Annotated in this window: 13 protein-coding genes; 6 read left to right on the top strand and 7 right to left on the bottom strand. The window is 61.1% G+C overall.

Going from position 1 to position 11,448, the window contains the following annotated elements:
- The first annotated feature begins 30 nt into the window (after window positions 1–30).
- Genes QOV41_RS14315 through rsmA form a run of 3 tightly spaced genes read left to right on the top strand, consistent with a single transcriptional unit; the run spans window position 31 to window position 2,849 of the window.
- Window positions 31–960, top strand: a complete 930-nt coding sequence (locus QOV41_RS14315) for a peptidylprolyl isomerase (protein ID WP_284577421.1) — start codon at window positions 31–33, stop codon at window positions 958–960.
- A 51-nt stretch (window positions 961–1,011) separates the two neighbouring features.
- Entirely contained in the window at window positions 1,012–2,010 is a 999-nt protein-coding gene (pdxA, locus tag QOV41_RS14320; RefSeq protein ID WP_284577422.1) for a 4-hydroxythreonine-4-phosphate dehydrogenase PdxA, read from the top strand.
- The gene (gene rsmA, locus QOV41_RS14325) at window positions 2,007–2,849 is read left to right on the top strand and encodes a 16S rRNA (adenine(1518)-N(6)/adenine(1519)-N(6))-dimethyltransferase RsmA (RefSeq protein WP_284577423.1); all 843 of its coding nucleotides are present in this window, start codon (window positions 2,007–2,009) and stop codon (window positions 2,847–2,849) included. The genes pdxA and rsmA overlap by 4 nt, the downstream gene beginning before the upstream one ends.
- Here the strand turns inward: rsmA and QOV41_RS14330 are convergent.
- The 7 genes from QOV41_RS14330 to fabD all read right to left on the bottom strand — a co-directional run bounded on the left by QOV41_RS14330 (window position 2,846) and on the right by fabD (window position 9,648).
- Window positions 2,846–4,090, bottom strand: coding sequence for an MFS transporter (locus QOV41_RS14330; protein WP_284577424.1), 1,245 nt, complete (start codon window positions 4,088–4,090; stop codon window positions 2,846–2,848). The two genes, rsmA and QOV41_RS14330, sit on opposite strands and share 4 nt — an antisense overlap.
- A 34-nt stretch (window positions 4,091–4,124) precedes the next feature.
- Window positions 4,125–4,763: a guanylate kinase gene (gene gmk / locus QOV41_RS14335; RefSeq protein WP_284577425.1), complete on the bottom strand. Its 639-nt coding sequence runs from the start codon at window positions 4,761–4,763 to the stop codon at window positions 4,125–4,127.
- Between the two features lie 99 nt (window positions 4,764–4,862).
- Window positions 4,863–5,984: an endolytic transglycosylase MltG gene (gene mltG / locus QOV41_RS14340; RefSeq protein ID WP_284577426.1), complete on the bottom strand. Its 1,122-nt coding sequence runs from the start codon at window positions 5,982–5,984 to the stop codon at window positions 4,863–4,865.
- Between the two features lie 165 nt (window positions 5,985–6,149).
- Window positions 6,150–7,418 (bottom strand): beta-ketoacyl-ACP synthase II, encoded by a 1,269-nt coding sequence (fabF, locus tag QOV41_RS14345; protein WP_284577427.1) that lies wholly within the window; start codon window positions 7,416–7,418, stop codon window positions 6,150–6,152.
- Window positions 7,419–7,439: 21 nt separating this feature from the next.
- On the bottom strand, window positions 7,440–7,676 hold the full coding sequence (locus QOV41_RS14350) for an acyl carrier protein (RefSeq protein ID WP_046103861.1): 237 nt from the start codon (window positions 7,674–7,676) through the stop codon (window positions 7,440–7,442).
- A gap of 227 nt (window positions 7,677–7,903) precedes the next feature.
- Window positions 7,904–8,641, bottom strand: coding sequence for a 3-oxoacyl-[acyl-carrier-protein] reductase (fabG, locus tag QOV41_RS14355; protein WP_284577430.1), 738 nt, complete (start codon window positions 8,639–8,641; stop codon window positions 7,904–7,906).
- 56 nt (window positions 8,642–8,697) lie between these two features.
- The gene (gene fabD / locus QOV41_RS14360; protein WP_284577432.1) at window positions 8,698–9,648 is read right to left on the bottom strand and encodes an ACP S-malonyltransferase; all 951 of its coding nucleotides are present in this window, start codon (window positions 9,646–9,648) and stop codon (window positions 8,698–8,700) included.
- A 323-nt stretch (window positions 9,649–9,971) separates the two neighbouring features.
- On the opposite strand from fabD, the gene rpsF reads away from it, so the two are divergent.
- From rpsF to rplI, 3 genes are all read left to right on the top strand, one after another.
- Window positions 9,972–10,367, top strand: coding sequence for a 30S ribosomal protein S6 (gene rpsF / locus QOV41_RS14365; protein ID WP_284577433.1), 396 nt, complete (start codon window positions 9,972–9,974; stop codon window positions 10,365–10,367).
- A 19-nt stretch (window positions 10,368–10,386) separates the two neighbouring features.
- Window positions 10,387–10,641: a 30S ribosomal protein S18 gene (gene rpsR / locus QOV41_RS14370; protein WP_284577435.1), complete on the top strand. Its 255-nt coding sequence runs from the start codon at window positions 10,387–10,389 to the stop codon at window positions 10,639–10,641.
- A 101-nt stretch (window positions 10,642–10,742) separates the two neighbouring features.
- Window positions 10,743–11,315 (top strand): 50S ribosomal protein L9, encoded by a 573-nt coding sequence (gene rplI, locus QOV41_RS14375; RefSeq protein WP_284577436.1) that lies wholly within the window; start codon window positions 10,743–10,745, stop codon window positions 11,313–11,315.
- Window positions 11,316–11,448: the final 133 nt, after the last annotated feature.

Genomic DNA, 11,448 nt, shown 5'->3' on the forward strand with positions numbered 1-11,448 from the left:
GCGCGACAGCCCCGCCGCATGAAAGCGGGCATGATCTTTCCTGAAGTGGACGAGAAAACGATGGCGAAGTGGACCTGGGGGCGCATAGTTGGCGCCGCGATCGCCGGTGTGATGCTGACAGTTGCCGCGGCTTTGCCGGCGGCGGCGCAGAATGTGCGGGTGACCGTTGACGGCACGCCGATCACCGACATGCAAGTTTCTCAGCGTGTGCGGTTGTTCGCACTCGAGGGCAACAAGACCGGCACCCAGGGCGCTACCGACCAGCTGATCACCGAAGCCATCCAGATGGCAGAAGCCAAGCGGCTGGGTATCACGGTTTCCAATGCTCAGGTCGACGATGCCCTCCAGCAGGTCGCTCGCAATATCGGCATGGGCCAGGATCGCTTGGTGCAGATGCTGCAAGAAGGCGGCGTGAACATCGACAGCCTACGCGATCGTCTGCGTGCTGCGGTCGCTTGGAACGCTGTCACAGAAGCGGCAATCATGCCGCAGGTGCAGATCTCGGATTTCGAACTGGACCAGCAGGCCGCTACGCGCGTGCAGGACTACCAGAACTTCGACTACATCCTCAAAGAAGTCATCTTCGTTGGCGCCGGCTCGAGCAATCGGTCAGGCCAGGCAAACCAGTACCGTGCCAGCTTCACCGGCTGCGACGCAGCCGTCCCGCTGTCACTGAGCTACACCGACGCTGCAGTCGTCGATATCGGCCGCCGTCACGCTACCCAGATGCCCGAAGCTCTGGCGAAGGAACTGGCCGGTCTCAATGTGGGCGGAATTACCAAGCCCCGAGTGGTGGAAAGCGGCGTGTCGATGCTCGCCGTGTGCGAGAAGACGCAGGCGGAAGACCTAACCTTCATCAAGGGCGACCTGCGCGCCGAAGCCGGTAATGATGCCCTGGCGGAACAGCAAGCCAAGTACTTGGCCGACCTGCGCGAACGCGCCAAGATCATCTACAACTAAGTTCGCCGAGCCCGCCAATGGCGGGCTCCTGCACCTTCGGTGGGGGCCGGAATGCACAAGCCGCTGGCAATCAGCATGGGCGAGCCGGCTGGCATTGGTCCCGATATCCTGCTCAGCCTCTATGCACGGCGGCATGAGCTTAATCTGCCGCCCTTCATCGTCTATGGCCATCTGGACTTCCTGCGCGCGCGCGCCACTCGGCTAGGCCTAAAGATCGGGGCCGAGGCGGCGCAGCCGGCGGAGGCAGAAGCACTTTTTAAGCGGGCACTGCCGGTCTATCCCATCGAAGGCTCGGTGCCGGATCAGCCGGGTCTAGCAAGCGAGGGGGCAGGCGACGTCGTTATCAAGTCGATCGCTGCCGCGGTGCAGGCGACCTTAGCTGGCGCGTGTCGGGGGCTTGTGACCGCTCCTATTCACAAAGCGGTGCTCTATCACGCGGGGTTCAATCATCCCGGACATACTGAATATCTGGCAGAGCTTTGCACCCGCGACGGCAAAACCCCGTTGCCTGTGATGATGCTGGCCCATGGCGGACTGCGAGCTGTGCCCGTCACCATTCATGTCCCGCTCCACGACGTGCCTGGGCTTCTCTCCCGGGAACTCATCGCCGAGACTATCCGGGTCGTCCACCACGACCTCGTCCAGCACTTCCGGATTAGTGCCCCTCAAATTGCCGTCGCCGGGCTCAACCCTCACGCTGGGGAAGCTGGAACGATCGGGCGGGAAGAGTTGGAAATCATTCAGCCAGCGGTCGCGGACGTGCAGGCGGAAGGTATCGCCGCCGAAGGTCCCCTGCCCGCAGACACGCTGTTCTATCCCACGCATTGGGCGCGCTACGACGCAGTCATCGCCATGTATCACGACCAAGCGTTAATCCCGATCAAGACGATAGCCTTCGAAGAAGCCGTCAATCTGACGCTGGGACTGCCCATCGTTCGGACCTCACCCGACCACGGGACCGCCTTCAACCTGGCAGGAACCGGGCGCGCCTCGCCCAAGAGCTTCCTTTCCGCCATTGAAATGGCCGATGCCATGACGCGTGCCGCATGAGCCAAATCGACGACCTGCCACCCCTGCGTGAGGTGATTGCCGAGCACGGCCTAAGGGCAAAAAAAGAGCTCGGGCAGAACTTCCTGCTCGACCTCAATCTGACCGCCCGTATCGCCCGGGTGGGTGGGTCGCTAGAGGGAGTGCGGGTCATCGAAGTTGGCCCGGGCCCAGGTGGGCTCACGCGGGCCTTGCTGGCCGAGGGCGCAAAGGAAGTGATCGCCATCGAGCGGGATGCGCGTGCGCTACCGGCATTGGCGCAGATCTCTGAAGCCTATCCAGGGCGGCTGACCGTGATCAGCGGGGATGCCATGGAGGTCGACTATGGCCTTCTCGCGGAGGGCCCCACCCGGATCATCGCCAACTTGCCTTACAATATCGCGACGCCCCTGCTCACCGGGTGGTTGACGCGCGACCCCTGGCCCAGCTTCTTCGAGAGCCTGACGCTGATGTTCCAGCGCGAGGTGGCTGAACGCATATGCGCGGCGCCGGGCGACGATGCCTATGGACGGCTAGGGGTTCTGGCCGGTTGGCGCACCAATGCCCGGATCGCCTTTAATGTCGGACGGCAGGCATTCGTGCCGCCACCAAATGTAACCTCGGCTGTGGTGCATCTGGTGCCCAAAGCTATTAGCGACGACGTGCGGGTCAAGGATCTCGAACATGTCACGCGAGCCGCGTTCGGGCAGCGGCGCAAGATGGTGCGACAAAGCCTCAAATCCACCGGTGTTCCGGTCGAGGCTCTTCTAGCCGTGGCAAACTTAAAAGGCGACGAGCGCGCCGAGGAGTTGCCCGTCGAGGCCTTCCTGGCCATGGCGCGCGCCCTGCCCCAACTCCGCTAGACACCCGCTAGAGGCGCGGCCGGTTTATCGGGAACTTGTAGCGGCGGCAGCAAGATCAACCGCAGGGCCACCAGCAATGCAAGTACTACGGCGCCACCGCTGACCAGCATCACGCCGGCCCAGCCCCACGCGACCCAGGCATAGCCGCCCAGGGTGCCCAGCACCGACGAGCCGAGATAATAGGCAAAGAGATAAATGGCGGAGGCTTGCGCCCGCCCAACAACGGCGCGGCGGGCCACCCAGGCACTGGCGACGCCATGGGCGGCAAAATAGCCGATGGTGGCGATGGCTAGCCCCGCGATGATGATCGGTGTCGACGGCACAATCGTGAGGAAGACACCCGATGCCATAACCAGCACTAGGACCCAGAACACTCTGCGGCGACCCAAGCGCTGCGCCAGCCCACCGGCCCAGGCAGAACTGAGGCTGCCCAGCAGATAGACAATGAAAATCGCCGAGATGGCGGAGTGACTGAGCGCGAAGGGCGGCAGTGCCAGTCGGAACCCCGCATAGTTGTAGAGCGTGACGAAACTGCCCATGAGCAGAAATGCCGAGGCGAAGAGCCACGGCAAGCCCGGGTCTTCGAACTGCAGTTTGATCAGCCCGGCAAGCTCGCGACCACTGATCCGACGACGGGAAGAGTTGTAAGGGGTGGGGAGCAGGAGGACCACCAGCAGGGCCGCGCAGGCAATGCTCACACCCAAAACCAGCAGCGCCGGCCGCCAACCGATCCAGTCGGCGAGCACGCCCGATAGGAGGCGCCCGGCCATCCCACCGAAGGCAGTGCCACCGATATAGAGCCCCATAGAGGAGCCGAGCGCCTCCGGGTCCATTTCTTCCGCCAGGTACACCATGGCAACGGCCGGCAAGCCTGAGAGGCTCACGCCCATCAGGGTGCGAACAAGAAGGAGAGACGGCCAATCGGGGCAGAATGGTAGTGCGAGCCCAAAAATGGCCGTGACGACAATAGCGCCGACCATAAGGGTCTTGCGGCCAATTCGGTCGGAGATCCAGCTTGCGAGGAGCAACGCCACAGCCAATGTGCCGGTGGTCACTGAAAGAGCCAGCGAGCTGGTGCCGGCATCGAGACCAAACTCTTCCGCAAAAATCGGTAGCAGGGGCTGCACGGAATAAAGTGAAGCAAAAACAGCGAAGGCCGAGAGAAAGAAGGCCGCGTTCGCTCGACGGAACGCTGGAGTGCCGCGCCTGATGACCGTCGGCGGAAGCGGGCTTTGGCTCACGATGCGATATCTGCCCGCACTTGTTCAGCTTCTGTCAGAGTGAATCGATTTGGCTCTGCAAGTCTTTAACGAAGCTCTCCAAATTCATCTGCCGCTCACGCTTGAGGCGAGCCGAAACGAGGATGGACCGAATGCGCTGCGTCGAGCTCTCGAGGTCCTCATTGACGATGACGTAGTCGTATTCGCCGTAGTGCTCCATTTCGAGCCGCGCGTTTTTCAATCGTTTCTCGATGGTGCCGACGCTGTCTTGTGCACGGCGCTCCAGGCGCGCCCGCAACTCCTTGATGGTCGGGGGTAGAATGAACACCGTCACCATGTCGGATCGGCTATTGCGATAGAGCTGCAGCGTGCCCTGGTAGTCTATGTCGAAGAGAATATCGTTGCCGGCCGCCAGCAGTTCTTCCACCTGTGCACGAGGCGTGCCGTAGAAATTGCCATGCACCTCAGCGGATTCCAGCAGCTCGCCGTCGGCCTGCATACGCTTGAAGGTCGCCACATCAATGAAGTGGTAGTGCTTGCCATCCACCTCATCGGTGCGGCGCGCGCGCGTTGTCACGGAAACCGAGAGCCGAATGTTCGGGTCTGCACCGAATAGAGCTCGCGAGATCGAGGACTTACCGGCACCCGAAGGGGACGCGATCACCAGCATCACGCCGCGGCGCTGAAACTCCATTCCGGCTGTCCTTTAGGAATGTAAACTGCTGGCTTGTTGATCCATCAAAGCGCCTGGGTCAAGCTGGCGCAGATGCGGTCCACTGCATTCTTGCTACCCTTATTGAGCGGGGGCCACAGGCTCCACCTCTCCAGGGTCATCTTCCTGCGACAGCTGACGAGCAGCCTCTGCTTCCTCTGCACGCGCTGCGGCTTCCGCTTCGATCTCACGGTAGCGCGCGACGTTCTGCTGATGCTCGGCATAGGTCTCGGCGAAGACGTGGCCCTCACTGGGCGTAGCACCTTTAGCGACAAAGTAGAGATAGTCGTGCTCGTCGGGGCTAGCGACAGCACGGAGCGAGTCAATACCGGGATTGGCGATAGGTGTCGGCGGGAGGCCGTCGATCTGGTAGGTATTGTACGGGGTCATCGCATCGATTTCAGAGCGCCTCAGCCCGCGATCAAGCGTCTGCTGACCCATGGTGATGCCATAAATAATGGTGGGATCGGACTGCAGGCGCATACCTTCGCGCAGCCGGTTCACAAAGACAGCTGCCACCTGCGGGCGTTCACTGCCCAACCCCGTCTCGCGTTCGACGATGGAGGCAAGCGTGAGCATTTCTTCCGGGCTCCCGAGCGGCAGGTCCGGCTGGCGTGAGTCCCAGACCTCCGCCAAAGTAGTTGTCATCGCGGCCTGCATGGAATCGAGCACAGATTGCCTTGTGTCTCCCGGCGTGTAGTCATAACTGCCGGGCAGGATCGAGCCTTCGGCCGGCATGACTGTGATCTCACCAGTCAAGTCTGTATTATCGTTTATACGCTGCACTACCTGCCAGGCGGTCCAACCCTCGGGGATCGTCACGGCATAGCGGATCGGATTGCCTTCTGTCAGTTCGCGCAGGATGTCGGCCATGCTGGCGCCAGCGGGGATGCGGAACTCTCCCGCCTTGATGTTGGTGTTGTCCTCCAACCGTTGCGCCAACTGACGGAAGATGAAGGCATTGGTGATGATTCCCTGCTCCTCCAGCCGTTGGGAAGCACTGGTAAGGGTATTCCCCGCCTCCACTCGGAAGGTGGTTTCTTCGATGAGGGGACCGTCCCCATAGTATTGTGAAGCTGTGTAAAACAGGATGCCGCCGACGACGACCAGCCCGATGACCAGGAGCGTAAGAGCGCCGTTGACTACATCAACGAAGCCGTTGCTGGAGCGGCGGCGCTGGCGGCGTCCCTTACGTTCGATCATCTGATGTCGTCACCCTCTCAGCATCTGGCCGAATCCCGCCCGGCTTCTGTCATTGCACTGGTGCCAAACTGTGGCGGAGCGGCGGCAATTTGGCACGACCATCCACAATGACAAGGGGCACAGAGCGCGATGGCGCTCTGTGCCCCTGGAGTAATCGTGGATAACCTAGCTGACCTTGCGCATCACCAGCGTTGCGTTGGTCCCACCAAAGCCAAAGCTATTGGAGAGCGCCACGTTGATCTCTTTCTTGAACGCCTCTTTCGGCACAAGATTGATGGGCGTTTCAACCGACGGGTTGTCGAGATTAAGGGTCGGCGGAGCGATGTTGTCGCGCATCGCCAAGAGGCAGAAGATCGCTTCCACCGAACCGGCGGCACCCAGGAGGTGCCCGATGGCCGACTTGGTCGAACTCATGACTGCTTTTTCGGCGGCAGCGCCCAGAACGCGGGTCACGGCGCCCAGTTCGATCTCGTCGCCCAGAGGGGTCGAAGTGCCGTGCGCATTGATGTAGTCGACTTCGCCAGCGGAGATGCCAGCTCGCTTGATTGCGGCCGACATGGCGCGATAGCCACCATCGCCATCCGGCGCCGGAGCGGTAATGTGATAGGCATCGCCGGATAGGCCATAGCCGATCACTTCACCGTAGATCTTGGCCCCACGGGCCTTGGCGCGTTCATAGTCCTCAAGGACAACTATACCGGCTCCCTCGCCCATGACGAAACCATCGCGATCCTTGTCGTAGGGGCGGGAAGCAGCTTCCGGGTTGTCGTTGAAGCCGGTGGAGAGTGCCCGGGCCGCAGCAAAACCGGCCAGTGAAAGGCGGTTCACGCAGCTCTCGGCGCCGCCAGCGACCATGACGTCGGCGTCACCCAAGGCAATAAGGCGGGCTGCATCACCAATGGCGTGCGCGCCGGTCGAGCAGGCTGTCACCACTGAGTGGTTAGGGCCTTTAAGACCGAAGCGAATGGAAACATGGCCCGAGGCGAGATTGATCAGGCGCCCCGGAATAAAGAATGGGCTGATCCGGCGTGGACCTTTTTCGTGCAGCGTTACAGAGGCATCATAGATGCCGCCGATGCCACCAATGCCCGAGCCGATCAGAACGCCGGTGCGCTCCTGCTCTTCCTGGGTCTTAGGGACAACGCCGGCATCTTCAATCGCCTGCTGAGAGGCGGCCATCGCATAAACGATGAAATCGTCGACCTTGCGTTGTTCCTTGGCCTCCATCCACTCATCTGGATTGTACTTGCCGTCGGCGTAATCGCCGAGCGGCAAGCGATGAGCAATTTGGCAGGCGATATCATCGACCTGGAAATCGTCGATCCGTTTGGCGCCACTCTTTCCGGCGAGGATATTCGCCCAAGTGGCTTCAACTCCGCAGCCGAGGGGCGTTACGAGGCCCATCCCGGTGACGACAACGCGGCGTAGTTCCATGTCGATACCTATCCGACCAGCTTAGCTGGTGGCTTTGGTGAGGAAGGCGACAGCGTCGCCGAAAGTCTGGATCGACTCGGCAGCGTCGTCCGGGATTTCCACGGAAAACTCTTCCTCGAAGGCCATCACCAGCTCGACCTGGTCGAGCGAGTCGGCGCCCAGATCGTCGATAAAGCTGGCCTTTTCGGTGACCTTCTCGGCATCCACATTGAGGTGTTCCACAACGATCTTGCGGACCCGATCAGCGACATCGCTCATATTTGACTTCCCTTTTCGAAATCGACGTTTGTTGGCTTCTTATTGGCGCGACGCCAATTCTTCAAGCACCGTGTTGGCTGGCAAGACCGGAAATGTAGGCGCCTCCAAAGGCGCCAGCAAGGCGGCTCGTCCATGCAGCAGCAGCGGCGAGTATCGCACTAGAAACGGCTCTGCCAGAAGCCAGTTCCTTGGTTTTCAACGGCTTTGCACGTGCAAAACCGCCGAAATCAGATCATAGCCATGCCGCCATTGACGTTTAGAGTGTGGCCAGTGACATAACCAGCAGCATCACTGGCGAGGAAAACCGCACAGGCGGCAACTTCTTGGGCGGTTCCAAGGCGAGCAGCCGGAATTGTCGACAAGATCGAGTCGCGCTGTTTGTCGTTCAGCTCTTCGGTCATTGCCGACGCGATAAAACCTGGCGCTATCGAGTTCACGGTGATGTTGCGCGAGGCGACTTCATGGGCTAGCGCCTTGTTCATTCCGATCAGGCCAGCCTTGGACGCGGCATAGTTGCCCTGCCCGGGATTCCCCATCACTCCGACTACCGACGAGATCCCGATGATGCGGCCAAAGCGCTGCTTCATCATGCCGCGCAAGACGGCCCGGTTGAGGTGAAAGGCGGCAGTAAGATTGACGGCCAAGACCTCGTCCCACTCTTCATCCTTCATGCGCATGAAGATGTTGTCGCGGGTCATGCCGGCATTGTTGACGAGAATGTCGAGGCCACCCAGCGCCGCTTCGGCGGCGGGAACGAGTTTATCGACCTCATCAAGCTTGGAAAGATTGCAGGGCAGAATTGGGCTGTCCTTGCCGATCTCCTTAGCCGTATCTTCCAGCGCGCCGACGCGCGTACCGCTGAGAGCTACGGTTGCCCCTGCCGCTGCCAAGGCCTTGGCGATCTCCCGGCCGATACCGCCGCTGGCGCCCGTGACCAGTGCGCGCTTGCCAGACAAATCAAACATTTAGTCCTCCTCCGCGGAGATATAGAGTCACAGCCTTGAGTGGCCGATGCAAGGTCTTAAGACAGAACCTGAGCGACGAATGCGTCGATGTCGGCTGGTGTGCCGATAGCTATAGCCGACACATCGGGATTGATGCGCTTCGCCAGCCCGGTCAACACCTTGCCAGTGCCGAGTTCTACCAGATTGGTGACACCACCCTCTTTGGTGAGCCAGGTAACGCTCTCGGTCCAGCGCACTACCCCAGTTACCTGCTCAACCAGGCGCTGCCGAATCTCTGCGGGTTCGCTAATGGGTGTCGCAAGGACGTTGGAGACCACCGGCACGACCGGCGCATGCATCTCGACCTCAGCCAATGCGGCTGCCATGGATTCGGCAGCAGGCTGCATCAAGGAGCAGTGAAAAGGGGCGCTCACGGGAAGCAGGAGCGCCCGCTTAGCGCCCTTGCCCTTGGCCAGTTCCACAGCGCGCTCCACTGCGGCGGTCGCGCCAGAAACAACTATTTGGCCGGGCGCATTGTCATTGGCGACTTCACAGACCTCGCCCTGCCCTGCCTCGGCGGCAACTTCCCGAGCGGTGGCGAGATCGAGGCCCAGAAGCGCAGCCATAGCGCCGTGACCGACCGGAACGGCTTTCTGCATAGCCTGGCCGCGCGTCTTCAAAAGCCTAGCGGCATCGATCAGCGAGAACGTTCCGGCGGCACAAAGAGCAGAATACTCGCCGAGCGAGTGACCAGCCACGTAGGCCGCGTGCTCGGCCAGCCGGACGCCCCGCGTCTCCAGCACCCGCGCTAACGCCACACTGACAGCCATCAGGGCCGGCTGGGCATTTTCGGTGAGGCGCAGGTTATCTTCAGGACCCTCAAACATGACTGTCGAGAGCTTCTGCCCCAACGCTTCATCCACTTCTGCAAAGACGGCGCGTGCTTCGGGGTAGGTTTCAGCCAGTTCCTTACCCATGCCAACAGCCTGACTGCCCTGGCCGGGGAAGGTGAAAGCAAAGCTGGTCATGAAGCTTCCTCTTGAAAGTGTTTGTTGTGCGCCGCACAGGGTCGTTCTGTTCACGGGCGTTTGACGGGAACGTGTGGCGGAGTCAAGGCGAAGCCCGGCTTCCCGGCAGTTTTGCCTTGCTTCGGTGCACCCCTTCGCATATAGCCGCGCCAGCAATTCGTTTGGCCGGGGGCTGAACGGAGGGTTTGCCATTTCGGTGAATAGGCTTTGTGCCGGCCTCCCGTGTTCCCGCTCTTTAGAAGACTGCTTTGACGCCTTTCCGGCTTCAAGGAGGCTCCGCGCCAGGGAATTGCTGAGTGTTAAACCTCTAGGAAGGCGCATCAATGGCCCTTTACGAACATATTTTCCTGGCGCGCCAGGACGTTTCCCAGCAGCAGGTCGAAGAGCTTTCCGCTCAGCTGACCGAAGTGCTCGGCCAGGGTGGCGGCAAGGTCACCAAGAACGAATATTGGGGGCTCAAGGGCCTCTCCTACCGCATCCGCAAGAACCGCAAGGCGCACTACACGCTGATGAACATCGAAGCTCCGGCTGCAGCCGTCGCCGAGATGGAGCGTCAGATGCGCATCAATGAAGACATTCTGCGCTTCATGACCGTGCGCGTCGATGAGCTTGAAGAAGGCCCGTCTGCGATGATGCAGAAGCGCGATCGCGACGACCGCGATGGCCGTGGTGGCGACCGCGGCGGCTTCGGCGGCGAACGCCGTCCGCGCCGGTTCTAATTAGAAGGACAGAAAAGCTATGGCTATTAAAGACCTTACCACCGCCCAGGCCCGCCGTCCGTTCCAGCGCCGCCGCAAGACCTGCCCGTTCTCGGGCGAAGGCGCGCCAAAGATCGACTACAAGGACGTGCGCCTGCTCTCGCGTTACGTTTCGGAGCGCGGCAAGATCGTGCCGAGCCGCATCACTGCTGTTTCGGCTAAGAAGCAACGCGAGCTGGCTCGCGCCATCAAGCGTGCCCGTTTCATCGGCATCATGCCCTACGCCGTTCAGTAATCTGAACGCATTCTGAACGACAATAACGAGCGCTGGGGTCGCGGAATGGTTCGCGACTCCTAACCGTCCACTTCGGGCGGGACAGCACAAGGAATATCCCCATGAAAGTCATTCTGCTCGAGCGCGTTGGCCGTACCGGCGCCATCGGCGACGAAGTCGTCGTCAAGGACGGTTTCGCCCGCAACTTCCTCCTGCCCCAGGGCAAGGCACTGCGCGCGACCGAAGCCAACCGCGCCAAGTTCGCCTCCGAACGCGCCAACATCGAACAGCGCAACGAAGAGCGTCGCCGCTCGGCTACCGGCATTGCCGAAGGTCTCAACGGCAAGGCGATCACCCTGATCCGCCAGGCCGCTGAAACCGGCCAGCTCTATGGTTCGGTTGCTGCCCGCGATATCGTCGAGGCGCTGGCCTCCGATGGTTACACCGTGCAGCGCAGCCAGGTGGACCTGACCGACCCGATCAAGTCGGTGGGCCTACACACCGTGGCGCTCAACCTGCACCCGGAAGTCGCCGTCTCGATCACTGTCAACGTGGCCCGCTCGGATGACGAAGCCGTGCGCCAGGCCGCAGGTGAAGACGTCACCATCACCCAGTTCGAAGTCGATGAGGACAGCGACTTCGCAGCTGGCCAGGCTGACGCTGCCAGCGACGACCGCTTCGACGACGCAGTCTAAGCGACAGCGCCTGATCAAAGCCGAAGGCCGGGCCTCAGCTCCCGGCCTTTTTGTTTGTCTACGACTCGGCTATGTTCACGACCTGTTCACAGCAAGACCGGGGTGCTATATTCCCCGTTGTCCACAGAGTTCA

Origin of the sequence: Devosia sp. RR2S18, assembly GCF_030177755.1 — a bacterium.
In the GTDB taxonomy this organism is placed as follows: domain Bacteria; phylum Pseudomonadota; class Alphaproteobacteria; order Rhizobiales; family Devosiaceae; genus Devosia; species Devosia rhizosphaerae.